Annotated in this window: 25 protein-coding genes; 22 read left to right on the top strand and 3 right to left on the bottom strand. The window is 52.7% G+C overall.

Annotated elements, in window-relative coordinates; genetic code table 11:
- Positions 1-36: 36 nt before the first annotated feature.
- The 19 genes from rpsA (at position 37) to fabF (ending at position 20,501) form a co-directional block, all read left to right on the top strand.
- The gene (gene rpsA / locus AC1Q9F_RS25615; protein ID WP_007950918.1) at positions 37-1,722 is read left to right on the top strand and encodes a 30S ribosomal protein S1; all 1,686 of its coding nucleotides are present in this window, start codon (positions 37-39) and stop codon (positions 1,720-1,722) included.
- Between the two features lie 205 nt (positions 1,723-1,927).
- The gene (locus tag AC1Q9F_RS25610; RefSeq protein WP_492621212.1) at positions 1,928-2,206 is read left to right on the top strand and encodes a hypothetical protein; all 279 of its coding nucleotides are present in this window, start codon (positions 1,928-1,930) and stop codon (positions 2,204-2,206) included.
- A 151-nt stretch (positions 2,207-2,357) separates the two neighbouring features.
- On the top strand, positions 2,358-2,645 hold the full coding sequence (gene ihfB, locus AC1Q9F_RS25605) for an integration host factor subunit beta (protein WP_207983592.1): 288 nt from the start codon (positions 2,358-2,360) through the stop codon (positions 2,643-2,645).
- 27 nt (positions 2,646-2,672) lie between these two features.
- Positions 2,673-2,906, top strand: a complete 234-nt coding sequence (locus AC1Q9F_RS25600) for a lipopolysaccharide assembly protein LapA domain-containing protein (RefSeq protein ID WP_492621211.1) — start codon at positions 2,673-2,675, stop codon at positions 2,904-2,906.
- Positions 2,907-3,123: 217 nt separating this feature from the next.
- Positions 3,124-4,200, top strand: a complete 1,077-nt coding sequence (gene rfbB, locus AC1Q9F_RS25595) for a dTDP-glucose 4,6-dehydratase (protein ID WP_492621210.1) — start codon at positions 3,124-3,126, stop codon at positions 4,198-4,200.
- Positions 4,201-4,503: 303 nt separating this feature from the next.
- The gene (locus AC1Q9F_RS25590) at positions 4,504-5,580 is read left to right on the top strand and encodes an LPS O-antigen chain length determinant protein WzzB (RefSeq protein WP_492621209.1); all 1,077 of its coding nucleotides are present in this window, start codon (positions 4,504-4,506) and stop codon (positions 5,578-5,580) included.
- 241 nt (positions 5,581-5,821) lie between these two features.
- Complete coding sequence (rfbA, locus tag AC1Q9F_RS25585; RefSeq protein WP_243459106.1) at positions 5,822-6,697, top strand: glucose-1-phosphate thymidylyltransferase RfbA; 876 nt, start codon at positions 5,822-5,824, stop codon at positions 6,695-6,697.
- Positions 6,698-6,903: 206 nt separating this feature from the next.
- Entirely contained in the window at positions 6,904-8,049 is a 1,146-nt protein-coding gene (gene rffA, locus AC1Q9F_RS25580; protein ID WP_207983588.1) for a dTDP-4-amino-4,6-dideoxygalactose transaminase, read from the top strand.
- Positions 8,033-9,328 (top strand): O-antigen translocase, encoded by a 1,296-nt coding sequence (locus AC1Q9F_RS25575; protein WP_492621208.1) that lies wholly within the window; start codon positions 8,033-8,035, stop codon positions 9,326-9,328. Before rffA ends, AC1Q9F_RS25575 begins: the two co-directional genes overlap by 17 nt.
- Positions 9,328-10,236: a glycosyltransferase gene (locus AC1Q9F_RS25570; RefSeq protein ID WP_492621207.1), complete on the top strand. Its 909-nt coding sequence runs from the start codon at positions 9,328-9,330 to the stop codon at positions 10,234-10,236. Before AC1Q9F_RS25575 ends, AC1Q9F_RS25570 begins: the two co-directional genes overlap by 1 nt.
- 39 nt (positions 10,237-10,275) lie before the next feature.
- Positions 10,276-11,352: an EpsG family protein gene (locus AC1Q9F_RS25565; RefSeq protein ID WP_492621206.1), complete on the top strand. Its 1,077-nt coding sequence runs from the start codon at positions 10,276-10,278 to the stop codon at positions 11,350-11,352.
- A gap of 10 nt (positions 11,353-11,362) precedes the next feature.
- Positions 11,363-12,325, top strand: coding sequence for an NAD-dependent epimerase/dehydratase family protein (locus tag AC1Q9F_RS25560; protein ID WP_492621205.1), 963 nt, complete (start codon positions 11,363-11,365; stop codon positions 12,323-12,325).
- Between the two features lie 145 nt (positions 12,326-12,470).
- Positions 12,471-13,631, top strand: a complete 1,161-nt coding sequence (locus AC1Q9F_RS25555) for a glycosyltransferase family 4 protein (RefSeq protein WP_207983583.1) — start codon at positions 12,471-12,473, stop codon at positions 13,629-13,631.
- On the top strand, positions 13,628-14,614 hold the full coding sequence (locus AC1Q9F_RS25550) for a UDP-glucose 4-epimerase family protein (RefSeq protein WP_492621204.1): 987 nt from the start codon (positions 13,628-13,630) through the stop codon (positions 14,612-14,614). The genes AC1Q9F_RS25555 and AC1Q9F_RS25550 overlap by 4 nt, the downstream gene beginning before the upstream one ends.
- Positions 14,611-15,627 (top strand): MraY family glycosyltransferase, encoded by a 1,017-nt coding sequence (locus tag AC1Q9F_RS25545; RefSeq protein WP_492621203.1) that lies wholly within the window; start codon positions 14,611-14,613, stop codon positions 15,625-15,627. Before AC1Q9F_RS25550 ends, AC1Q9F_RS25545 begins: the two co-directional genes overlap by 4 nt.
- Positions 15,628-15,744: 117 nt before the next feature.
- Positions 15,745-17,733: a polysaccharide biosynthesis protein gene (locus AC1Q9F_RS25540; protein WP_492621202.1), complete on the top strand. Its 1,989-nt coding sequence runs from the start codon at positions 15,745-15,747 to the stop codon at positions 17,731-17,733.
- 113 nt (positions 17,734-17,846) lie between these two features.
- Positions 17,847-18,182, top strand: a complete 336-nt coding sequence (locus AC1Q9F_RS25535; RefSeq protein WP_492621201.1) for a ComEA family DNA-binding protein — start codon at positions 17,847-17,849, stop codon at positions 18,180-18,182.
- Between the two features lie 217 nt (positions 18,183-18,399).
- Positions 18,400-19,194: an SDR family NAD(P)-dependent oxidoreductase gene (locus AC1Q9F_RS25530; RefSeq protein WP_492621200.1), complete on the top strand. Its 795-nt coding sequence runs from the start codon at positions 18,400-18,402 to the stop codon at positions 19,192-19,194.
- Between the two features lie 32 nt (positions 19,195-19,226).
- Complete coding sequence (gene fabF / locus AC1Q9F_RS25525; protein WP_492621199.1) at positions 19,227-20,501, top strand: beta-ketoacyl-ACP synthase II; 1,275 nt, start codon at positions 19,227-19,229, stop codon at positions 20,499-20,501.
- Here the strand turns inward: fabF and AC1Q9F_RS25520 are convergent.
- Complete coding sequence (locus AC1Q9F_RS25520; protein ID WP_492621198.1) at positions 20,498-21,055, bottom strand: TetR/AcrR family transcriptional regulator; 558 nt, start codon at positions 21,053-21,055, stop codon at positions 20,498-20,500. The genes fabF and AC1Q9F_RS25520 overlap by 4 nt on opposite strands.
- Before the next feature lie 175 nt (positions 21,056-21,230).
- Between AC1Q9F_RS25520 and AC1Q9F_RS25515 the strand changes: the two genes are divergently transcribed.
- On the top strand, positions 21,231-22,082 hold the full coding sequence (locus AC1Q9F_RS25515; RefSeq protein WP_085607190.1) for an urea carboxylase-associated family protein: 852 nt from the start codon (positions 21,231-21,233) through the stop codon (positions 22,080-22,082).
- A gap of 45 nt (positions 22,083-22,127) precedes the next feature.
- Here AC1Q9F_RS25515 and AC1Q9F_RS25510 read toward each other — a convergent pair whose 3' ends face one another.
- Positions 22,128-22,295, bottom strand: coding sequence for a DUF2897 family protein (locus AC1Q9F_RS25510; protein WP_007950938.1), 168 nt, complete (start codon positions 22,293-22,295; stop codon positions 22,128-22,130).
- Between the two features lie 119 nt (positions 22,296-22,414).
- Positions 22,415-23,779: an ethanolamine permease gene (gene eat, locus AC1Q9F_RS25505; RefSeq protein ID WP_492621197.1), complete on the bottom strand. Its 1,365-nt coding sequence runs from the start codon at positions 23,777-23,779 to the stop codon at positions 22,415-22,417.
- A gap of 302 nt (positions 23,780-24,081) precedes the next feature.
- Here eat and kdpF point away from each other — a divergent pair, with 302 nt between their 5' ends.
- Together kdpF and kdpA are read left to right on the top strand one after the other, a co-directional pair.
- Positions 24,082-24,171, top strand: a complete 90-nt coding sequence (kdpF, locus tag AC1Q9F_RS25500) for a K(+)-transporting ATPase subunit F (protein WP_007950940.1) — start codon at positions 24,082-24,084, stop codon at positions 24,169-24,171.
- Between the two features lie 8 nt (positions 24,172-24,179).
- Positions 24,180-25,874 (top strand): potassium-transporting ATPase subunit KdpA, encoded by a 1,695-nt coding sequence (gene kdpA, locus AC1Q9F_RS25495; protein ID WP_039770510.1) that lies wholly within the window; start codon positions 24,180-24,182, stop codon positions 25,872-25,874.
- The last annotated feature ends 5 nt before the right edge of the window (positions 25,875-25,879 follow it).

The following is a 25,879-nucleotide window of genomic DNA, read 5'->3' as shown; positions in this document are numbered from 1 at the left end:
CGGGCGTATTTTTCGCCCTAATCAACAGGAATTAAAATGAGCGAAAGCTTTGCGGAACTCTTTGAAGAAAGCCTAAAGACCCTGAACCTTCAGGCAGGCTCCATCATCACCGGTGTTATCGTTGATATCGATTACCAAGCTCGCTGGGTAACCGTTCACGCTGGCCTGAAGTCCGAAGCACTGATCCCTCTGGAGCAGTTCTACAACGACGCTGGCGAACTGAACATCAACGTCGGTGACGAAGTTCACGTTGCTCTGGACTCGGTTGAAGACGGTTTCGGTGAAACCAAGCTGTCCCGTGAAAAAGCCAAGCGCGCTGAATGCTGGATCGTTCTGGAAGCAGCCTTCGCAGCTGAGGAAGTGGTCAAGGGCGTTATCAACGGTAAGGTTAAAGGCGGCTTCACTGTCGACGTTAACGGCATCCGTGCGTTCCTGCCAGGTTCCCTGGTTGACGTCCGTCCAGTGCGCGACACCACGCACCTGGAAGGCAAAGAGCTGGAATTCAAGGTCATCAAGCTGGACCAGAAGCGCAACAACGTTGTCGTTTCCCGTCGCAGCGTCCTGGAAGCCGAGAACTCCGCCGAGCGTGAAGCTCTGCTGGAATCCCTGCAGGAAGGCCAGCAAGTCAAAGGTATCGTCAAAAACCTCACCGATTACGGCGCATTCGTCGATCTGGGTGGCGTGGACGGCCTGCTGCACATCACCGACATGGCGTGGAAGCGTATCAAGCACCCTTCCGAAATCGTCAATGTTGGCGACGAGATCGACGTCAAGGTTCTGAAATACGATCGCGAGCGCAATCGTGTTTCCCTGGGCCTGAAGCAACTGGGCGAAGATCCGTGGGTTGCTATCAAAGCCCGTTACCCAGAAAGCACTCGCGTTACCGCTCGTGTAACCAACCTGACCGACTACGGCTGCTTCGCTGAGCTGGAAGAAGGCGTTGAAGGTCTGGTACACGTTTCGGAAATGGACTGGACCAACAAGAACATCCATCCTTCGAAAGTCGTACAAGTCGGCGACGAAGTGGAAGTCATGGTTCTGGACATCGACGAAGAGCGTCGTCGTATCTCCCTGGGCATCAAGCAGTGCAAGTCGAACCCATGGGAAGACTTCTCTGGCCAGTTCAACAAGGGCGACAAGATCTCCGGCACCATCAAGTCGATCACCGATTTCGGTATCTTCATTGGTCTGGACGGCGGCATCGACGGTCTGGTTCACCTGTCCGACATCTCCTGGAACGAAGTGGGCGAAGAAGCCGTACGTCGTTTCAAGAAGGGCGACGAGCTGGACACCGTTATCCTGTCGGTTGACCCGGAGCGTGAGCGTATCTCCCTGGGTATCAAGCAACTGGAAAGCGATCCGTTCTCCGAGTACGTCTCGGTTAACGACAAAGGCGCAATCGTTACTGGCACCGTGAAAGAAGTTGACGCCAAAGGCGCCATCATCGTTCTGGCCGACGACATCGAAGCGACTCTGAAAGCCTCCGAAATCAGCCGTGACCGCGTTGAAGACGCGCGCAACGTTCTGAAGGAAGGCCAGCAAGTAGAAGCCAAGATCATCAGCGTTGATCGTAAGAGCCGCGTAATTCAGCTGTCGATCAAATCCAAAGACGATGCTGAAGAGAAAGAAGCCATCCAGAGCCTGAAAGCAGCTCCGGAAGGTGAAGCAGCTGACACCACTATGGCGGCACTGCTGCGTCAAGCAATGGCCAAACAGAACTGAGTTCTGTCTGATCATTAAAAAAAGGGCGACTTCGGTCGCCCTTTTTTGTGCCTGCGATTTGGTGGGTATCGCTCTCTGGTTGTTCGGGTGAAACCATTCCCTTTGCCGGGCGGTCTGTTTCTTTAATCGGATCAATCGTCTATTCGCGTCTAGGCTTAGTCTGAAGATCGCAGTAGTCGGGCAGATGCCTGGCATAAGGAAGTGAATGAACAAGTTTATAGTTCTGGTGTGCGTGCTGGTGCTGGCAGGCTGTACTACCAGTGCCAAGACCCACGCGGTGCGCGGAGTCAGTGGTATCGAGGTTGACTGCTCTGGCTTGGGTTCGGGCTGGGAGAGGTGTCAGAAGCGCGCTGCCAAGGAATGCAAAGGGGCGGGTTATAAGGTGATCACGCGTTCCGATGACGCCCGGGATGAAGATGAGTTTCCCTTCGGCTTCAATCCGGCTGGCTACGTCACCCGAACCATGCTGGTGATTTGTCGGTGAGTGAACGATCACGGGCTTGCGGTCCGATGCCCTGAAAACGGGCGTTTCGGGGAGCGGAAAGATATGTCAAGCCCTGGGCTGTTCAAAATCTTCCGGGCGTGCTAAAACCTTTCAAGCGCTGATCTAGCTGCTTGAAAAAGAAGGGAAAAATATGACGAAGTCGGAGTTGATCGAACGAATTGTCACCCATCAGGGGCTGCTCTCATCCAAAGATGTGGAGCTGGCCATCAAGACCATGCTTGAGCAAATGTCCCAGTGTCTGGCCACGGGTGATCGGATCGAGATCCGTGGTTTTGGCAGCTTCTCGCTGCACTATCGTGCGCCGCGAGTCGGTCGCAATCCGAAGACCGGCCAATCCGTCAGTCTTGACGGGAAATTCGTTCCGCATTTCAAACCGGGCAAGGAGTTGCGTGATCGGGTGAACGAGGACGAGGATTGATCGTCGCCTCATTTCAAGGAGTCGTTGATGCGTAACTTCAAGCGCGTGCTTTTGGGTTTTTCCACTCTTTTGCTGATGCTGGCGATCCTCGCCTTTGTTCTCGAAAATCAGCAATCAGTATCATTGATATTTCTCGGCTGGGCTGGACCCCAGTTGCCGGTATCGGTGGTAACGGTTCTGGCATTGCTGGCTGGCATGTTGATCGGTCCGGTGTTGAGCTGGTTACGGGGATGGTCGTCCCGAGCATCGCGCAAACGTTAACCGGCAGTGTTTCCATCGAATTTGCATTCCCGGTTGTTTATATCCATTAGTAAAACGTTCATTAAGCTGTAAAATGCTGCCCTTGTTCGATAGTGGCCTTGTCCCACTTCGCTCTGGATTGACTCTGATAAGAGCCGCATCATTTGGGCTCCTGAATTCATGGATCACGACAATGCACGTCTGAGGTGTTGTCTGCAGCTCAAGGGTAAGGTATAGCGTGAAAATTCTTGTCACCGGCGGCGCCGGGTTCATTGGCTCCGCAGTCATTCGTCACATCATCTCCAATACGACCGATGAAGTCGTTAATGTCGATAAGCTGACATATGCCGGTAACCTTGAGTCACTGGCTGAGGTCAGTCAGAACCCACGCTATGCGTTCGAGCGTGTTGATATCTGTGATCGTGCCAATATCGACCGCGCTCTAAGTGAGCATCAGCCTGACGCTATCATGCACCTGGCAGCCGAGTCGCACGTCGACCGTTCGATTTCTGGTCCGTCAGAGTTCATCCAGACCAATATCATCGGAACTTACACGCTGCTGGAAGCGGCCCGCCACTATTGGGCCCAGCTCGATGACGCGCGCAAAGGCACTTTTCGCTTCCATCACATTTCCACCGACGAAGTGTATGGTGATCTGGACGGTCCTGAAGATCTGTTCACGGAAACCACCCCGTATCAACCAAGCTCGCCTTATTCGGCCAGCAAGGCCAGTTCCGATCATCTGGTGCGTGCCTGGGCGCGCACCTATGGTCTTCCGACACTGGTTACCAACTGTTCCAACAATTACGGCCCATGCCACTTCCCGGAGAAACTGATCCCGCTGATCATTCTCAATGCGCTGGAAGGAAAACCTCTGCCGGTCTATGGTAAAGGCGACCAAGTTCGCGATTGGCTGTATGTCGAGGATCATGCCCGCGCACTTTACAAGGTTGTGACCGAAGGCAGCATCGGTGAGACCTACAACATCGGTGGACATAACGAAAAACAGAACATCGAAGTGGTCCATGTTCTCTGTGCTCTTCTCGATGAACTACGTCCGGATTCCCCCCACCGGCCACATGCAGGTTTGATCACTTACGTGCAAGACCGCCCTGGTCACGATCAGCGTTACGCGATCGATGCGAGCAAGATTCAGCGCGAACTGGGATGGGTACCGGAGGAGACTTTCGAAACCGGTATCCGCAAGACCGTAGAGTGGTATCTGAACAATGCTGAGTGGGTAGAGCACGTTAAAAGCGGCAGCTATCAGCAGTGGATTGATCAGAACTATTCAGATCGCTCTCCCAAAGCATGAAGATCCTGCTTCTTGGGAAAAATGGCCAAATCGGCTGGGAGTTGCAGCGCGCTCTCGTTTCCTCGTATAGGGACCAAGAAGTTACGGGGCTGTTTTTTCATGCATCTACCTTCCTGGCAATCTGATCTGTATCGAGTGTTTGGAGAGATTCTTGGAAATGAGATCGGTGCCAATACAAAAATGATTTTTATAAATTTGAGTGGTTACAGGAATGAATTGCGCTACTAACGAGAGTTGCGGTTTTCAAATTTGATTTGAATTAATCCGAAGTGATTTGAATTCTGTAGTTAAGATATAAAAGTCATGAAATTTTCTATTCAAGGGCATCAGGATATGCAAATCAATTCCGGAAACGAAGTTGCTAATGAAGGACTCGATATTTATTCCTTCATCGTTACAATTTGGCGCCAGAAAGTCGTGATTTTATGTTTTGCTGTGCTGGCAGTCGCCATGGCAGCCGCCTATGCATTTATTGTGCAGCCAGTTTATGAGGCGAGGTCCTTTATAACGCCGCCAACGCAGAACGACATTCAGAGCTTGAACACAGGTCGTGCCGCGCTCCAGATCCCGCTCCTGACCGTCAAGGATGTCTATTCGGTTTTTTTGAAAAACCTGCAAGCCGAATCCTTGCGTCGCGAGTTCTTTGATAATACTTACTTGCCTGCCCAGGGGCAGAAAGATGATCCTAGAGGCAAGCTTTATGAAAAGCTGAATAGGGATCTTCTGATCGTTCAGGTAGGTAAGGAGGATCGGTTTAAGTTTATGATCCAGGACACGGACGTGCAGCGCGCGAAGACGTGGGCAGATCAATACATTGCCCGGGCACAGGAACTATCCTTGCAAGAAATTAATAAGAACCTTGCAAGTGAGTTTGATGTGGCTTCACTGGATTTTAAACAGAAAATAAGAGTGCTTCGAGACGAAGGTGCGAAAGACAGAGAAGATTCGCTAGCAAAACTTCGTGAGGCACTGATCGTTGCCAAAGCCATTGGTCTGGAAAAGCCGCCTATCGTGAGCGGGAATTCAAACAAGTCATTAAACATCGCAGGTAGCATGGATGGCGAACTTACTTACATGCGAGGGACCAAGGCTCTTGAAGCCGAGATAGAGAATCTGCAAGCGAGAAGTTCCGATGATCCGTTCATCAATAAGCTGCGTGGGTTCGAGGCAAATTACAATTTCTACAAGCAGTTGTCTGAGCAGTTTCGGAAGGTTAATACATTCCGGATGGACGGAGGTATTGAGGTTTCCGGAGAGCCGGTAAAGCCAAAAACTGCCATGATCATTCTTGGCGGATTGATTGTCGGCATCATGCTGGGAATTGTTGTCGCACTGTTGCGTAATGCGCTTCTGGTCAATAGAAAAAATTTGGCAAGCTAGGGACCTGATCTCGAGCAATAGATGACCTCTATCACCCATTTGTGGTTGGTTTTTTTTATTTATTGCTCATCAGGTTAAACGAGCTTTCCGGGTCGGTGGAAACCGATCAAGAAACCTGTTAATGACATGCTTCACATCTGCTTCCGGCCATCCTCATTGAAACAAATGTACAATTGTGGCCGATGAGATGATTAATGTACCAATGTTAGTAAAAGCCTAGGATCAGGCGAGAGGGTTGAAAATGAAAGGCATCATTCTGGCGGGCGGTTCAGGAACACGTTTGTATCCGCTGACAAAAGGCGTATCCAAGCAGCTGCTTCCGATCTACGACAAGCCGATGATTTTTTATCCGCTTTCGGTGTTAATGCTCGCCGGTATTCGCGAAATCCTTATCATTACCACTCCAGATGATCTCTCCGGTTTCCAGCGCTTGCTGGCTGACGGCGCTCAATATGGTGTGAATCTGAGTTATGCAGTCCAACCAAGTCCCGATGGCTTGGCGCAGGCATTTCTTATCGGCGAAGAGTTCATCGGCGACGACGCTGTATGTCTGGTTCTTGGCGATAATATTTTCTATGGTCAAGGCTTTACTCCAATGCTTCAAGACGCCGCTAGCCGCAAGAGTGGCGCAACCGTCTTCGGCTATCAGGTGAAAGACCCGGAGCGATTTGGTGTGGTGCAATTTGACGATAGTCGAAAAGCGATCTCCATTGAAGAAAAGCCCTTGAAGCCGAAGTCCAGTTTCGCAGTAACAGGGCTGTATTTCTATGATAACGATGTTATTGAAATCGCTAAAAAAGTAAAACCATCGGAGCGAGGCGAGTTGGAGATCACCTCGATCAACCAGGCATATCTGGATCGTGGTGATTTGCAGGTCGAGCTTCTTGGTCGAGGCTTTGCGTGGTTGGATACGGGAACTCACGAAAGCTTGCTGGAAGCTTCTCATTTTGTCGAAACCATTGAAAAGCGTCAGGGTTTTAAAATCGCCTGCTTGGAAGAAATCGCGTTTAAAAACGGATGGTTAGGCACTTCTGAGCTTTACAAAACAGCAAACGAGCTGAAGAAAAATAACTACGGGGAATACCTGCTCAGTCTCATCAAAGAACATGATGAATAGTGACTTTTCGGGTGTTGATGCTTTCTGCCGGGAGCAATAATCATGCCCAGGGTAATTATTAGAAAAGGCTGCTCTGTAAGTGCGATGGCCCTGCTTACCAAAAGTACCGAGTCTTGGGGTATTTACGCAAGCATACCGGCCGTTAGGGTGGAAGAGCGCAATCGGGATCTTTTGGATCTGAAACAACAGTTTTTGGATGAATCAAAATGACAGTACCATTCAACAAGCCGCCGTACACCGGTAACGAAGACCAGCATGTCATCACTGCAATGCGAAGCGGCAAAATGTCGGGTGACGGTGATTTCACACTTCGTTGCCAGGCATGGTTCGAGTCGCAATTGGGTTGCAAGAAAGCGCTGTTGACACCCTCCTGCACTCAGGCTCTTGAGATGGCGGCGTTGTTGATCGATATACAGCCAGGTGATGAAGTCATCATGCCTAGCTATACATTTGTCAGCACCGCGAACGCTTTTGTCTTGCGCGGGGCAAAGATTGTCTTTGTTGATATCCGTGCTGATACCATGAATATTGATGAGTCGCTAATCGAAGATGCGATTACCGACAAGACGAAAGCAATTGTTCCGGTTCATTACGCTGGCGTAGCGTGCGAGATGGACACAATCATGTCCATTGCTAAACGGCATAACCTTTTCGTGATTGAAGATGCTGCCCAAGGGATGATGTCGACTTACAAAGGAAGAGCTTTGGGAACGATAGGCCACATGGCGGCCTACAGCTTTCATGAAACAAAAAACTACACCAGTGGTGGCGAAGGTGGCTTACTTCTGATCAATGATGAACAGTTTGTCGTCAGAGCCGAAATTATCCGGGAGAAAGGCACTAATCGGAGTCTTTTCTTTCGTGGAATGATTGATAAATATACTTGGGTCGATGTTGGTAGCAGTTATCTGCCTGGCGAACTTCAAGCCGCCTATCTGTTTGGACAGCTGGAAAAAGCTGATCAAATCAATCAAGCTCGCCAAGAAGTTTGGGGTTACTACAAAAAGTCCCTGCAAGAACTTTGTGATAGTCGCCATGTAGAACTTCCTTCTATTCCTGAAGACTGTGTGATTAACGCGCACATGTTCTATATCAAAGTAAAAGACATTAACGTGCGTACGGAAGTGCTAGCGACGTTAAGGAATCAAGGCATCGGCGCCGTATTCCATTATATTCCACTGCATTCTGCACCGGCTGGAGTGCGCTTGGGGCGTTTTCACGGAAAAGACGTTCATACCACAGTAGAGAGTGAGCGCCTGATCCGCCTGCCGATCTGGTTCGGCATGCAACGCTCAGAGATGGAACAGGTTGTTGCTGCGGTCATTGGTGCAGTTAATGCCGCAAATCAGTAAAGAAAAAGTCGTCTTGTCTGATAAAAAGCGAGCGCTCTTGAGCGCCGCTTTGACCACTGCTGCACAGGTTTCCAAAATTGGAGTGGGATTCGCTTTTATAAAGCTAGTCGCTGTTTATCTTGGCGCTGAGGGCATGGGGCAGTTGGGGCACTTTATGAGTGCTGTAACTATTCTTTCACTCCTCGCCGGGGGCGGAATTGTAAATGGGTTGATAAAATATATAGCCCAATATAAGAAGCAACCGAAGAATTTGCTGAAAACGATTGCAGTCTCGAAGGCTTATTCTTTGATTTTTTGCACGCTCGTTGCGGTACTTGGATGCGGCTTTTCAAGTTCTTTATCGGAGTATATCTTTAAAACTCCTGAATACTTCTGGATTGTTATTTTTCTATCCGTTGCCCAGTTCGGATTTGCTTTTACAAATCTGGTCACTGGAGTTGCCAATGGTTTGAGAGATACAAAAACCTACGCAATCATTCAGATCGTGGGAAATTTGATTGTGCTGCCCGTCAGCTGGTTTTTAATCAGACATTTCAGTTTTGTCGGTGCAGCTGTATCGATGGTGCTGTTTTTTTCTTTTTATGCACTGCCAGCATTGTACTTTTACCGAAAGTCCATTTTTTACAAGCTGGTCTGCGGTTTCAGATATGAGTCTGAAGGATTCAAAAGATTAATGGCCTTTACCTTGATGGCCACCGTGGGAGCCATCAGCGTTCCATTGATAGAAATTATTATTCGTGAACAAATCATTGAACATGTAGGTTTTGTTGCGGCAGGGATCTGGCAGGCATCGATAAAACTATCCAGTGCTTATATGGGGTTTTTTACCATATTTTTAGCCGTCTATTTCATGCCGATGGTCTCTGAGAAAGCCAGAGTAGAGCAGATTACCCCCTTGGTCATCAAGTTTATGAAGCTTGTAATGGCTATTTTTGTATTGGGTGCTTCTCTATTCTACCTTTTACGACAATATCTGATTCCTTTACTGCTATCTAACGAGTTTTTCGAGCTTGAAAGCTTGATTAAATATCAGTTGTTGGGTGATTTTTTTCGCGTTACGACGTATGTAATAAGTTTTGTCATCGTGGCCAAGGCTGCCCTGCGCATTTATCTGATCAGCGAACTTACGCAAGGTTTGATATTTTGTGGGGTAAGTCTTCTGTTGTTAAACAGCGGCCTGGGTGTCAAGGGCGTATTTTTTGCTAATTTGATAATGAATATCTTGTATTTCCTGGTGTCCGCCATTGGATTCATGATTTACAGAAGGAGGAGCGTCTGATGTTGTCCGGGAGCGTTGTAGTATCCTGTTATAATCAAGAACACTACATTGTGGAGTGCCTGGATAGCATACTTTCGCAAGAAATTGATTTTGATTGCGAAATTATCGTTTCGGACGACTGCTCGACCGATCGTACTCCGGAGTTACTCAGGGCCTACGCTGAAAGCCATCCAGGTCGCATCAAGCTCCTGCTGAGGGATAAAAACGTGGGTGCGGCGCTGAACTACCATGGTGTCCACAAGATGGCAGGAGGGGATATTGTCTATCACTTTGATGGTGATGACATTATGTTGCCTGGTAAGTTACAACAGCAGTATGAGGTTTTCAGAGACAACGCTGACGTCAATGTCGTATTTCATAAGGCCATTTATTTTTCCGATGACAACTCCTATTCTTCGGAAACTCAGTATCCAGCACCTGGCGCCGAGAATATTTCCTTTATTTCTCTTGAACAAATGGCGCGTTGGGGGGCTATTGCGGTTCACAGTTCCTATGCTTACCGAAAGAAATCTCGTAAGGCAGTCATCGAGCGAGAATTCATGGAGTGGTTTTTTGTCATTGACTCTCTGACTCCAGAGGGGCGCGCGGCCTATATCAATCAGCCGTTGGTTAAGTACAGGTGCAATCCCTCCGCTGGTTCCTATTTGTCGACAACAGCAGGGAAGATCAAGTCGTATTCCATATTTTTGAATGATTTATATCTTTATTTTCGTACCGAGCCGCGGTTAAGGACCGATCTCTACTCAAATTTTCTGGTCACTTTTCTGGCGATGGCCAGGTCTACGCGTAAGTGCACATTTAAAAGTTTCATGTTTTTGATAACTAACTTTCGTTACTTTCGGATTTCCAAGTTTCTTGACGCTGCCCGCGTTCGGCAACGTGTGGGTCCAGCAAGTAAAGTTCGTTGATGAGTAAGCGTTGTATTTCAAGAACGATTGAGGCTTAGGATGTCGAATTTTGATCTATACGGGGTGCTGCTTTATACAGTAAGTGCTTTCTTATTTTTTGTTGCTACCGTAAGGGCAGTACTGCCTGATCGTCGAGTGACAGATGTTTATCGCACCGCAGAGGTCTTTTTGGTTTTTCTTGCAATTGCCATAGCCTCTTTCGATATTTCTTGGCGACCATATGATATGGAGGGCGATACAGCCGTTTATATCGATTTTTTTAATGCCATGAACGCTGGGCAAGATAACCCCTTCGAGACTTTCGAGCCAGGGTTTGTTGGTTTGGTACGTTTGTTCGGTTATTTTTCAATTGGCTATCAGAGCCTTTTTTATGTAATTACGTTCTCGTTTTTGTGGTCGTATTACCTATTGATCAGAGCTGTGATGGGGCGCGACTCTGCATGGGTCCTTTATGTTTTTGGTGTCATTATTTTTTATCCATTTTTCATTTCCTTGACGGCAAATATTATTCGGCAAGGTTTCGCGCTGTCGTTTATTAATATTGCGTTGGTTTGTGGAGTGAAAAATTATTGGAAGAGAGGGGCGCTGTTTACTTTGATAGCGACCTTGTTTCATAAGTCGTCGATTGTCTATTTCCCATTTTTTGCGTTACGACGATTGATCTTTAAAGCCGGTGTTGGCGGCGTCGTCGCATTATTGTTTGCCGTGTCGCTGGCCTCCTATTTTAGTTTTTTCAAATTGTTAGTGGATGCGTTGTTTGATTTGCTGTCCGGTTACGGGCTTGTTGTCAACTACAGTGATGCAGACAACATTGATTACTTGACCGGATTCCGCTGGGACTTTTGGGTGTTCTCTTCCTTGGCAATAGTCTTTCTGGTGGTTCTGAAAGTTATTGGTGGCGAGTTGAATAAACGTGAGACCTATCTATTTTATGTGGGGGCTTTTCTCGCGATTTTACATATTGCAATGTTTGATGTGGCCTATAATGACCGGTTTGGTATTTACGCCTGGATTTTTTATCCGATCGAGATGGCGTATGTGATTCGGGCAGTGGCGGCGAATATAGCTAACGGTAAGCGCCGCAAAAAAATCCAGGACGAAGTTGCAGCTGTTTAGAGGTGGGAATATGTTGGTATTGTTGACAGGCGCCAAGGGATTTATCGGGACGCAGTTGCTTGCTCGTCTTTGCGACAGTGGGCACAGCGTCAGGGTAATTACACGTTCTACCTTTGAAACTGATTTTGAGAACGTGGAAGTCGTTCATGCTGATTTGACAAGACCAGATACCAATTATGATTCTCTGCTAGCCGGCTGTAGTGTCGTCTTGAATTGTGCGGGCGAAATTCACAATGAAAATCTCATGCGTGCGCTTCACGTTGAGGCCACGGGTCGTTTGATACAGGCGGCCAATCGTGTCGCATGTGAAGAACAGCCTATTCATTTTGTCCAGCTGAGCAGTGTGGGAGCCTATGGGCCTGCCAAGGGTGTCTCCCGTGTTGTGACTGAGCAAACGGCGGTCAATCCGCAGGGTACTTATGAAGTAACCAAAACGGAAGGCGACGCATTGGTGCTGGAGAGTAGAAATAACGATTATTTCAGCTACTCCATTTTGAGGCCTTCCAATGTGTTTGGCCCGAGTATGACGAATAATTCGCTTCGGCAGTTGGGACGAATTGTTGGAAAGGGAGTATTTGTCTATATCGGTAGCGCCAAAAAAGATGCAATTGCGACCTATATCCACGTCGAAGATGTTGTCAGTGCTTTGATGCTATGTGGATTTGACTCCAGAGCCAAGGGACAGGTATTCAATCTGTCCAATGATTGTGCGTTGTCAGACCTGATCGACGGAATGGCCGACGCTCTGCAAGTCAATAGACCCAAGAGAAGCGTACCTGAAGCGCCCTTGCGTTTTTTCATTGAGATTGCCAAGCGCTTTATCCGTTTGCAAATTACGCAAGGAAGAATCGACGCGCTCGTCGCTCGGACGACTTATCCGTCTACCAAGCTGCATGACGTATTGGGCTTTACACCGCGACGGCAAGTGCCTGTTGCGATTAGCGAATTATTTACCGGCAACCCGTCAGTCTGATCAATGGCTTATCAATTGTTTTATCAATTTGTTTGCCTCAGGATTTCAGTAATGTATCCGGAGCGCTTGTGAGCCACAGGCTAGAGGATTCTGCCGGTTTCGCGCGAGCCAAGGTCGCCGCCAACGTTTGAAAGGGAGATTTGCATTGCGAACTGATGTATTAAAAATTGCTCGGGTTTCGACTGTCCCGTTCTTTGTGGTCACGCAGCTCAGAGCTCAAATCGAAGCGTTGAGTGCTTCGGGTATGGCCGTGACGGTAATCGCCAGTCGGGACGAAATGAGCGATGAGTTGGCAGAGCATAAAGACTTTACTTACATTCCCGTGAATATCGAACGCGAAATAAATCCGGTTAAGGATTTAATAAGTCTGATCACGCTGGTGCAGAATTTCAAAAAAAACAAATTTGATATTGTTCACTCGACGACACCCAAAGCCGGGTTGCTATGTGCAATAGCGGGGCTTTTCTCCGGTACCAAAGTTCGATTGCATACCTTTACCGGACAGCCATGGGTCACCATGAGTGGTGTCAAAAGGTCGATTCTAAAGTTTTGCGATAAAGTGATCGGATTACTGAATACTCATTGCTACGCTGACAGTGTTAGCCAAAAGGATTTTCTGGTTTCAAGCGGAATAATAAAAGCTGATAAAATTTCGGTGATTGGCGCAGGATCCCTTGCCGGCATTGATCTAGGTCGATTTGATGCCGCTCGTTACTCATCGCAGGCACTGTCAACCCTGCGTGCCGAGTTGGATATTCCGGAGTCGGGCAAGGTTCTGCTTTTTGTCGGAAGAATCACGCCGGATAAAGGTATCCGTGAACTGGTCACTGCTTTCAGCAACATAGTTCATCAGGATGAGAATGTGTTCCTGGTGCTGGTGGGGCCGTTTGAATCGGTGGGCGAAACCATCGTCAAGCAAGTCGAAGATCCGAAGGTCAATAAAAACATAAAAATCGTCGGTTATTCCGATGAACCAGAAAAATATATGGCCTTGGCTGATCTCTTGTGCCTACCAAGTTATCGGGAAGGATTCGGTACTGTTGTTATTGAAGCGGCAGCGATGGGCGCGCCAACTATAGGTACAGATATTTACGGTTTATCAGATGCAATAGTGAACGGCGTTACCGGAGTACTGGTTCCCCCAAAAGACTCTGCGGCACTGGAAACGGCCATTTTATCTACCTTAAATAACATGGAATCAATTTCCGAGATGGGGATTGCCGCTCAGCGTCGTGCGCTCAACGAGTTTGGTGCGCAAAGATGTTCTGATCTATTGATCAATGAATACAGGAGGTTCTTCAATTGATTATTGACACAAATCCCCATTCTCAGCGAGTCGTAGTCACCGGTGCCAGCGGATTTGTCGGATCATCGGTGGTGGACGCTTTGGCCGCCGATCAACGTTACACACCCGTTTCCGTCGTGCGCTCGACAACGCAAACCAAAAAAGTCCACCTGGACTCTTTCATCATTTCGGATTTGACTTCTTCTACCGACTGGAGCGCTGGCCTCAAGGACGCGTCTATCGTTGTACATGCTGCTGCGCGGGTGCATGTCATGAAGGAGGTCGCGGCCGACGCTTTAGCCGAGTTTCGCAAGGTCAATGTGGAGGGAACCGTTAACCTTGCCCGTCAAGCAGCGCAAGCAGGGATCAAGCGTTTCATCTTTATCAGTTCCATCAAGGTGAATGGCGAGAGTACGACTATCGGACATCCCTACACCGCCGACGACGCTCCCGCGCCTTCTGATCCTTATGGCGTTTCCAAAAAAGAGGCAGAGGAAGCGTTGCGTCAGGTTTCTTTGGAAACAGGGATGGAAGTTGTCATAATTCGTCCAACCTTGATCTATGGTCCTGGGGTCAAGGCTAACTTTAGAAACATGATGGGATGGCTTGAAAAAGGTATTCCGTTGCCTTTCGGCGCAATTCATAATAAGCGCAGTCTGGTCTCTCTCGAAAATCTTGTTAGTTTGATTCTGGTTTGCCTTGAGCATCCCGAAGCTGCCGGTGAGACATTTTTGGTCAGCGATGGAATCGATCTTTCTACCACTGAATTATTGGAAAAAACTGCAAAGGCTTTAAAGGTCAAGAGCAGATTGATTCCGATCCCGGAGCGATTTCTGACATTTTGTGCCGTTGCCCTCGGGCGACGGGCGCTGTCGCAGCGGTTGTGTGGATCATTGCAGGTTGATATCGGAAAAACACGTCGTTTACTGGAGTGGAATCCTCCTGTTTCGGTAGAAGACGCTTTGGATAGAACAGCAAAAGAATTTTTGGAATGTCGTAAATGATGAGCTTATGTTGGATTTTGCCGCTGGCGTTGATAGGGGCGCTTGCAGGAACTGCAGTTTTGCGCCGATACGCGCTCACCAATAGTCTCATTGATATCCCCAACGCGCGGAGTTCGCATGTGCTCCCGACACCGCGGGGTGGTGGCGTCGCCATCGTCATTTCATTCATCTTGAGTGCAATTCTGCTTGCCTTGACAGGTCAGATTGAATGGTCGTTGATGTGGGCAATTGTTGGTCCGGGGGGAGCGATTGCCGTTATCGGTTTTCTCGATGATCACGGTCATATCCCTGCCAGATGGCGACTGTTGGGCCACTTCTCCGCAGCTATTGTCAGTATGTTGCTGTTGGGTGGATTAGCGCCGGTAAACTTTTTCGGCATATCGCTGGAGTTGGGTTGGGCAGGCTATGTATTCGGATGTTTTTATTTGGTCTGGTTGTTGAATCTCTATAACTTCATGGACGGAATTGACGGTCTGGCAAGTCTTGAGGCGATTTTTGTCTGTCTCGGCGGTGCGCTGCTTTATGTTGTATGCGGGCAAGCCAGCTTCGTCTGGGGACCGATAGCGCTTGCTTTGGCAGTCACAGGATTCCTTTATTGGAATTTCCCACCCGCGCGTATTTTCATGGGCGATGCCGGAAGTGGTTTTCTAGGGATAATACTGGGCTCTCTTTCTTTACAGGCAGCGTGGGTTAATCCGGCACTACTGTGGGGATGGGTGATCCTCCTGGGTGTCTTTATCGTTGACGCGACCTGCACGCTCATGGTCAGGCTGATCCGGGGAGACAAGGTGTACGAAGCCCATCGGAGCCATGCTTATCAATATGCAAGTCGTCAATTCGGTGGGCATTTACCCATTACTCTGGCTGTCGTCGGGATTAATGTGGTCTGGTTGTTGCCCATTGCAACCCTGGTTGCAATGGGGTCCCTTGACGGTGTCCTGGGCGTACTGATCGCTTACGTACCGTTGGTCGGTCTGGCTTTGAAATTCAAGGCCGGTCAGCGTGAGAAATGATTGATTTTTACCCCCGCAAATCCGCGATTTGCGAGGGTGAGAATCCATTGAAGTTATTTGAGATAAACCGGTGAGGGCTATATTCTTCTCGCCTGCTTTTTTGAAAAGGATATTGAAATGCTTCGCCAATGGCTACTCCAACTTCCTAGGCGGCAAAAAAGGCTGATGCAAGTCGCAATGGATGTGATACTGGTCTGGGCCGCGCTTTGGTTGGCTTTTGTTGTTCGCCTGGGGGTTGATGAGTCCATAAATCCTCTCCGGGATCATGCATGGCTATTTTTGTGTGCACCCGTGGTTGCGATCCCGTTGTTCATTCGTTTCGGTCTGTACCGTGCAGTGTTGCGATACTTCGGCAATGACGCGATGATCGAAATCGTGAAAGCCGTCAGCCTGTCCTCGCTTATCCTTGGCCTGGTTGTCTACTGGTACAGCAATCATCAGAACGTCGTGCCGCGCTCGATCATATTCAACTATTGGTGGCTAAGCCTGCTGATGATTGGTGGGCTGCGACTTGCGATACGTCAGTACTTCCTTGGCGATTGGCTAACCGCGGCTCAACACGTTCCTTTTGCTAATCGGGATAACGGTTTGCCGAAAGTAGCCGTGTACGGTGCCGGGGCTGCAGGTAATCAACTGGTGGCGGCGTTGCGCATGGGGCGCGCCATGCGTCCGGTCGCGTTTATTGATGATGACAGCAGCATTGCGGACCGGGTTATTTCCGGATTGCATGTCTACAAGCCCAAACATATTCAGCAAATGATTGATGCGACCGGGGCGCAGGAAATTCTGTTGGCCATTCCGTCGGCGAATCGGGGACGCCGTCGTGAAATTCTTGGCTACCTTGAGGATTTTCCACTGCATGTGCGCAGTGTTCCCGGGTTCATGGATCTGGCTAGCGGTCGTGTAAAGGTTGACGATATTCAGGAAGTGGATATTGCCGATTTGCTGGGGCGCGACGCCGTGCCTGCTCAAGGTGATCTGCTTGAACACTGTATCCAGGCGAAAGTGGTGTTGGTGACAGGTGCGGGTGGCTCGATCGGCTCTGAACTGTGCCGGCAGATTCTCTCCCTCAAACCCACTACGCTTTTACTTTTCGAACACAGTGAATTCAACCTTTACAGCATCATGTCCGAGCTGGAACAGCGCGTCGTGCGCGAATCCTTGCCGGTGACGTTGCTGCCACTCCTGGGGTCGGTGCGAAACCAGGAAAAGCTGCTGGATATCATGAAAACCTGGCGTGTCGATACCGTCTATCACGCTGCAGCGTATAAACACGTACCGATGGTCGAGCACAATATCGCTGAAGGCGTTCTGAATAACGTCATTGGTACGCTGCACACCGCTCAAGCTGCATTGCAGGCCAATGTTGCCAACTTCGTTCTCATTTCGACGGACAAGGCAGTCAGGCCGACCAATGTCATGGGAAGCACAAAGCGTCTGGCTGAAATGACGCTCCAGGCATTGAGTCGTGAACTGGCGCCGGTGATGTTCGGTGATACCTCGAACGTATCGCGAGTCAATAAAACCCGTTTCACCATGGTGCGTTTCGGTAACGTTCTGGGATCGTCTGGTTCGGTGATTCCGCTTTTTCACAAGCAGATTCAACTCGGTGGCCCGCTGACGGTGACGCATCCGAAAATCACGCGCTATTTCATGACCATCCCTGAGGCCGCTCAACTGGTTATTCAGGCTGGTTCCATGGGGCAAGGTGGTGACGTTTTCGTTCTTGATATGGGGGCGCCGGTAAAAATCGTCGAACTGGCCGAAAAGATGATTCACCTGTCGGGTCTCAGTGTGCGTTCCGAGAAAAATCCGCATGGTGATATTTCCATTGAGTTCACCGGGCTGCGTCCTGGCGAAAAGCTATATGAAGAATTGCTGATTGGCGACAACGTTTCGGCGACGCCGCATCCGATGATCATGACGGCCAATGAAGATTATTTGTCGTGGGATGTGCTGACGGCGCGATTGCTCGAATTGCTGGCAGCAGTGGAAAAAGACGATTACTCGAAGGTTCGTCAACTCTTGCGTGAAACCGTCAGTGGTTACAAACCGGATGGTGAGATTGTTGACTGGATCTACCAGCAACGCCGTCTGGAACCCTGATTGTTTCACATCTCGTAACGAACGCATTTTTGACATGCGCCAGGGATGACCTAGGTTTGGAGAGCAGCTACGGAAAAGCTGCTTTCCCAACTTGATCTCATGGAGCGTCACCTATGCGTACCGGCTTTTTCTACTCCCTGGTATTTGCCCTTCTCACCAGCACCTCGATCGCCGTGATTGCTGCGCCAGCAGTAGCTCCGAAAGTGGATGGAACACCGCTGGTCATTGACGTCAATGCCACGTCGAAAAACTTGAAAGTCGATCTCAACAATGCCGATGCAGCCACCTTGCAAAAGGAACTGGCAGGAGTGGGCGAGGCCAAGGCGAAAGCGATTGTTGCTTATCGTGAAACAAACGGGCCGTTTGCATCCGTGGATGAATTGCTGGAAGTGAAGGGGATCGGCAAGGCGATCCTGGATCGCAATCGCGACAAACTGGAAGTGAACTAAGCTGATTGTTCAACGCCAAGGGGCCGGTCATTGACCGGCCCTTTTTGCTTCCAGCTTCTTTGAAACGTTGCAGAAGGGCGACAGCCTTTCCGTCGGAAAATAGAAAATTACGGCTATCATATTGCGTTGAGATTATGCCTATAATAATTTCAGTCGCCACTGAAGCCCTCTGCTTTTCAGCGGTCGCTCATTCCTCACGCATTCCAGGAGTATCGTCATGAATTCCCCGAAATCCCAAGGCACGGCGCTGGTCACTGGCGCTTCTTCCGGCATCGGTGCGGTGTACGCCGAGCGATTGGCAGCACGTGGTTTTGACTTGTTGCTGGTGGCGCGCGATCAGGAGCGCCTGGAGTCCGCGGCCAGCAAACTGCGAGAGGCACATGGCGTTCAGGTCGAAGTCCTGAAGGCCGATCTGACGCAAAAGGAAGAAGTGCTCAAGCTTGAGCAGCGCCTGCGCAGCGACTCCAGCATCAGCCTGCTGGTCAACAATGCGGGGGTGGCAGTCAATGGCTTGCTGGCTAACGCCGATCCTGAGGTGCTGGAGCAACTGATTCAGTTGAACGTCACAACCCTGACCCGGCTGGCAGCCGCAGCAGCCTCGGCGTTCACCCGCGCCGGGCGTGGCACGATCATCAACATTGCGTCGGTGGTCGCCTTGTTCCCCGAGCGTTTCAACGCCACCTACAGCGCCAGCAAGGCTTACGTGCTGAGCCTGACTCAATCGCTCAATACCGAACTCGAAGGCACCGGGGTCAAGGTACAAGCGGTATTGCCCGGTGTGACCCGCACCGAAATCTGGGAACGCTCCGGTTTTGATGCCAGCGGCATTCCGGCGGAAATGGTCATGGAGGCGGGCGAGATGGTCGATGCCGCGCTGTCCGGTCTGGATCAGGGCGAGCTCGTCACGATTCCTTCGCTGCCCGATGCGGGCGAGTGGCAAGCCTTCGTTGCCGCCCGTCATGTGATGGCGCCCAATCTGTCCCACAGTTCAGCGGCCAGCCGTTACAAGTAAAAGTCCTTTGAGTCTCGAGAGGTCAACCCGATATGGATCAGCGTCGAGTAGTTGTCACGGGTATGGGCCTGGTATCGCCCTTGGGAAGCGGCGTCGAAGTCGTCTGGCAGCGCTTGTTGGCCGGGCGTTCGGGATTGCGAAACCTGCCGGAAGCAGTCATTGCCGATCTGCCGACCCGGGTCGGCGGCGTGGTGCCGACGATCGAGGAGGACGCCGAAGCGGGTTTTGATCCGGATCGCGCCACGCCACCCAAAGAACAGAAGAAAATGGACCGTTTCATTCTGTTCGCGATGGAGGCTGCGCGGCAGGCGCTTGAACAGGCCGGCTGGCACCCGACCGAATCCCACGCTCAGGAACGCACCGCGACCATCATCGGCTCCGGTGTCGGCGGCTTCGGGGCGATCGCCGATGCGGTGCGCACCACAGACAGCCGTGGCCCGCGACGCTTGTCGCCGTTCACCATTCCATCGTTTCTGGTCAACCTTGCGGCGGGGCATGTTTCGATCCAGCACGGTCTCAAGGGCCCGCTCGGCGCGCCGGTCACCGCGTGTGCCGCCGGCGTGCAGGCGATTGGTGACGCCGCTCGGCTGATTCGTGCCGGTGAGGCCGACATCGCGGTGTGCGGCGGTGCCGAGGCGTCTATCGATCGAGTCAGCCTCGCCGGCTTTGCGGCGGCGCGGGCCTTGTCCAGCGGCTACAACGACACACCTGAGCGCGCTTCACGCCCGTTCGACAGCGGCAGGGACGGTTTCGTAATGGGCGAGGGCGCCGGGCTGCTGGTGATCGAGTCGCTAGAACACGCACTGGCCCGTGGCGCGCAGCCGTTGGTCGAACTGGTCGGCTACGGCACCAGCGCTGACGCCTATCACCTGACCGCCGGGCCGGAGGACGGCAGTGGCGCTCGGCGGGCGATGACTCTGGCGCTGGCCCAGGCCGGTATCACGCCGGATCAGGTGCAGCATCTGAATGCGCATGCGACTTCGACGCCAGTGGGCGACCTCGGTGAACTGGCGGCAATCAAGTCGGTGTTTGGCGCGCAAAATTCAATCGCCGTGACCTCGACCAAATCTGCGACGGGGCATCTTCTCGGTGCGGCGGGAGGTCTGGAAGCGATCTTCACGTTGTTGGCGATCCGCGACCAGATCGTTCCGCCAACCCTCAACCTGGAAAATCCCGATCTGGCGAGCGAAGGCGTAGATATCGTCCACGGTCAGGCGCGGTCGATGCCGATCGAGTATGCGTTGTCCAACGGGTTCGGTTTCGGTGGAGTCAATGCCAGCGTGCTGTTCAAGCGCTGGCAGGTCTAGTCTTCCGAGCGTTTGAGGTGCTCGCGGGTGACTTCGAGGATCTGCTGCGCAAATTCAGGATCCGCGACACTGCGTGACAGCAGGAGCGCCCCGGCCAGCGTCGCCATGATGACAATGCTGCGCTCGGTGGCGTTCTCGCCTTCAAGGGTGCCTTCGATCTGGTCCAGGCGAGCCTTGAGCACTTCATCGCTGGTCGGGCTCGGCTGGCCGCGCAAGCCCAGCTCCGATGAAATGGTCAACAGCGGGCAGCCTTCATGCGGCGTGGTCTGATGCCACTCGGACAGGTAGGTGTCGATGAAGGCTTCCAGCGGTTTTTCCTGGGCGAAGAGTTCGGCACACAGCCCCGCGACCTGGTCACCTGCGGCCTGCAGGGCTTTCTCTACCAGATCGTCCTTCGATTTGAAATGCGAATAAAAGCCGCCATGGGTCAGGCCCAGCGCCTTCATCAATGGTTGCAGACCAGTCGCACCAATGCCGTCCTTGCGAAACCGCTCGGACGCTTCCTTGATGATGCGCTGATGGGTCTGGGCTTTATGATCTTGCGAGTAACGCATTTAAACTCTCCGCAACAAGATCGACATCTTAACCAATGCAAATTGAATGGTGACTGTACTTCTACTTCTAAAAAAACGGCCGGTGACTCCGACATGTTCGTAACAGCCATCAACGGTTGGCACGGATAGTGGTTGCAGCTTGCAAAGTTGCCATCACTTGAGGAGCAGGAGAATCATGTACAAAGACTACCCGGCCGCCTATCAGGTCAGCAAAGGCTCGGCGTTACAGGTCAATACACCTTTCTACGAACGGATTCGCGACCGCAAGGACGGGCGCACGCTGATCGAACAATTCGAAGTGCCGATCCGCACCGGGCGTGCCTGGCATGTTCCGGCAGGACATGTGTTTCGTGTCACCACACCGGTCGGGCCCCAGGTGGGCGATTTCAATGTGTGGAACGCACACGATCCGCGTGAACGGATGTGGGCGGCACGCACCCGTCAACTGCAGGGCGCGCATGTCAGCACTCATGACCGTCTCTGGTCGAACCTGCCTTTCCTGCGACCTCTGGTGACCATCACCGATGACAGCCTGGCCGACTATGGCATCGACGAGCACGGCGGGCGCCTGCACGATTTGCTTGGCACGCGCTGCGATCCCTATGTGAACAAAATGCTCACCGGCGAGGATTTTCATCATCACTGCCATTCCAACCTGACCCGCGCCGTGTTGCCCCATGGCCTGACCGAGTTCGATGTGCATGACGTGCTGAACATCTTCCAGTGCACCGGCCTGAATCACGATGACCTGTATTTCATGAAGGCCTGCCCGGCGCAGAAGGGCGATTACCTGGAGTTCTTCGCCGAAATCGACTTGCTGTGCGCGCTGTCGACCTGTCCGGGTGGTGACTTGTCTTTGGCGATGTGGGGGCCGGATGCGCAGGATCCGCTGACCGTGTGCCGCCCGCTCGGGGTGGAAATCTATCGTCTGGACGATGCGTTGCTCGAAGGCTGGAGCCAGCCGGAACGTGCGGCGTACAAAGGCCTGCATGGCTTGCACATTGCCAAGGCCGAGTGGGAAAAGTAATCGCCACAAAAAACAAACCCCGCCGATTGAGGCGGGGTTTTTCGTTCAGCGGTCCTGCGCGTCCTTGATGTCCGCTTCGGCATTGCGTTCAGCGACGCGCTTGCGTTGTTCATCGGTCAGTTCGACCTTGTTGGCGGTGTCACGCAACATCATCAGACCGCCGACGATCGAGCCGATTGCAACGACCAGAATCAACCAGGCATACCAGGGCATAACGGCTCTCCTTAAAGGCAGGTCGACGGGCGAGGGTTTCGCCATGCAACGCTGCATACCACTTTGAGCGAAGTGCATTCGCAGTGGTTCCATTCTAGGCCGGTTATGCCCGTCGCGGTTTACAGGCCGGTGAGCATCGCGTCCGCCGGGGCGTTGGCGCGCAATTGGCCGGTCAACAGGAAGTAGCCGAAACCGACCGCCATGAAACCGAGGAAGATCAGCCCGATCAGCGCATTGAACCAGGCCATCGCCACCAGGCACACCACGGCCAGCACCAGTGCAATCAGCGGAATCAGCGGATAGCACGGCGCGCGGAAGGTGCGCTCCAGATTCGGTTCTGATTTACGCAGTTTGAACAGGCTGAGCATGCTCATGATGTACATCACGATCGCCCCGAACACCGCCATGGTGATCATCGCGGCGGTGAGGGTCATGCCGCCGAGGTTGATCAGGCCGTCGCTGTAGATCGCCGCGATGCCGATCACGCCGCCGGCGATGATGGCGCGGTGCGGGGTCTGGAAGCGCGACAGCTTTGCCAGCGAGGCGGGCAGGTAACCGGCGCGGGCGAGGGCGAAGAACTGCCGCGAGTAGCCAAGAATGATCCCGTGGAAACTCGCTACCAGCCCGAACAGACCGATCCAGACCAGCATGTGCAGCCAACCGGAATCGTCGCCCACCACGGTTTTCATCGCTTGAGGCAGCGGATCGTTGATGTTCGACAGGGTGCGCCAGTCACCGACACCGCCGGCGAAAAACATCACGCCTATGGCCAGCAACACCAAGGTCAGAATGCCGCTGATGTAGGCCTTGGGAATCGTGCGTTTCGGGTCCTTGGCTTCTTCCGCGGCCATGGCCGCGCCTTCGATGGCGAGGAGGAACCAGATCGCGAACGGAATTGCCGCGAACATCCCGGCAATCGCCGGTGCACCGAAGATGTCCGAGCCGGCCCAGCCATTGAGCGCGAAGTTGCTGAAGCTGAAGGCTGGCGCGACCACACCCATGAACACCAACAGCTCTGCGACGGCCAGGACACAGACGATCAACTCGAAGGTCGCGGCCAGTTTCACGCCAAGAATATTCAGACTCATGAACACGATGTACGCACCGACCGCCGCGTGTTTCGGATCGAGGGCCGGAAACTGCACGTTCAGGTACGCGCCAATCGCCAAGGCAATCGCCGGCGGGGCGAAGACGAATTCGATCAGCGTTGCCAGTCCGGCGATCAATCCGCCTTTTTCACCGAAGGCGCGGCGACTGTAGGCAAACGGCCCGCCCGCGTGGGGGATCGCCGTGGTCAGTTCGGTGAAGCTGAAGATGAAACAGGTGTACATGGTCGCGACCATGAACGAGGTCACCAGAAAGCCCAGTGTTCCCGCGACGCCCCAGCCGTAACTCCAGCCGAAATACTCCCCGGAAATCACCAGCCCCACCGCAATGCCCCACAGGTGCAACGTGCCCAGCGTGGGTTTGAGTTGTGTGTTCATGCGTTTGCTCCCTGAACGGTTTGGAAAGCTCGGGGAAGGGCATGTGCAGTGGGCGTGCCATTTTGTATTGGCGGGTCGTAATGCGCTGAAAGCTGTCGTATCGGGGATGTTCGCGGCTTGATGGCTTCTTTTTTGTGCGCCAGTCAGGTGCGCCGCCCGCCGGATGCCGTCGTAAAGAAGGCATAAACCCACTCTTTACGCTTTCTTTATGCCTCGCGCGCACCCTCGGTCTCGTTCCTTTACAGCCTCCTTTCCGACAATGCCTCCACACGCGGCAATACGCCGTAACACGGAGATCTTCCATGAGCGTTCTGGACGGGGTGTCACTGCTGTTGGCAGTGGGGCTGTTCATTTATCTGTTGGTTGCGCTGTTGCGCGCGGATCGGACTTAGGAGCGGCTATGCACAGTTATGACTATTGGCTGATCCTCGCATTCTTCGCGGTGGTCTTGCTGCCGGCGCCGTTCCTCGGGCGCTTCTACTACAAGGTGATGGAGGGCCAGCGCACCTGGCTGACGCCGATTCTTGGCCCGGTCGAACGTGGCTGCTATCGCATTGCCGGCGTTAACCCACAGGACGAACAGAGCTGGCAGAAGTACACGCTGGCGCTGCTGGCGTTCAACCTCGCCGGTTTCCTGCTGCTGTTCGCGATCCTCCTGTTTCAGGATCACCTGCCGCTGAACCCGCAAAACCTGCCGGGCCAGGAGTGGACCCTCGCGTTCAACACCGCCGTCAGTTTCATGACCAACACCAACTGGCAGGCCTACAGCGGCGAAGCGTCGCTCAGCTACCTGAGCCAGATGGTCGGCCTCACCGTGCAGAACTTCGTCAGCGCCGCCACCGGCCTCGCCGTGCTGGTCGCGCTGTGCCGTGGCATCGGGCGCAAATCCACCAAGACCCTCGGCAACTTCTGGGTCGACATGACCCGCGCCACCCTCTACGGCCTGCTGCCGCTGTGCCTGCTGCTGGCGCTGTATCTGGTGTGGCAGGGCGTGCCGCAGACCTTCGCGCAATACGTGAATGCTGTGACGATGCAGGGCGTTGATCAAGTGATCCCGCTCGGCCCGGCCGCCAGCCAGATTGCGATCAAGCAACTGGGCACCAACGGCGGTGGTTTCTTCGGCGTCAACTCGGCGCATCCGTTCGAGAACCCGACCGCGTGGAGCAACCTGTTCGAAGTCGCGTCGATCATTCTGATCCCGGTGGCGCTCGTGTTCACCTTCGGCCACTACGTGAAGGATCTGCGTCAGAGCCGCGCCATCATCGGCTGCATGCTCGCGCTGTTCATCATTGGCGGTGCCACTTCGCTGTGGGCCGAGTATCAGCCTAACCCTGCCTTGAACAACGTCGCCGTCGAACAAACCGCGCCGCTGGAAGGCAAGGAAGCGCGCTTTGGCACCACCGCCACCGTGCTCTGGTCGGTGACCACCACCGCCGCGTCGAACGGTTCGGTCAACGGCATGCATGACAGCCTCAACCCGCTCAGCGGCATGGTCGCGCTGGTCAACATGATGGTCGGCGAAGTGATCTTCGGCGGCGTCGGCGCGGGGCTTTACGGCATGTTGCTTAACGTGCTGATCGCGGTGTTCCTTGCCGGCCTGATGATCGGCCGCACCCCGGAATATCTCGGCAAAAAACTCCAGGCCCGCGAAGTGCAGCTGCTGGTGGTGACCCTGCTGGTGATGCCGGTCGGCGTGCTGGTGCTCGGCGCGATTGCCGCGAGCCTGCCGGGCCCGGTGGCGGCGGTGAGCAACCCCGGCCCGCACGGTTTCAGCCAATTGCTCTACGCCTACACCTCGGCCAGCGCGAACAACGGCTCGGCGTTCGGCGGCTTCGGCGCCAACACCGCGTTCCACAACCTGATGCTCGGCCTTGGCATGTTGATCGGTCGCTTCGGTTACATCCTCCCGGTACTGGCTTTGGCCGGCAGCCTGGCGATGAAGAAAACCGCACCGATCGGCCAGAACAGCTTCCCGACCCACGGCCCGCTGTTCGTGACCCTGTTGACCGTGACCATTTTGCTGGTGGGCGGCCTGACCTTCTTGCCGACCCTGGCGCTCGGCCCGATTGCCGAACACCTGAGCATGGGCTTCTAAGGAAT

The organism is Pseudomonas sp. GW823-FHT04A03 (genome assembly GCF_058796615.1).
The sequence above is the reverse complement of the archived record's forward strand: the minus strand, read 5'-3'. Positions and strand labels throughout refer to the sequence as shown.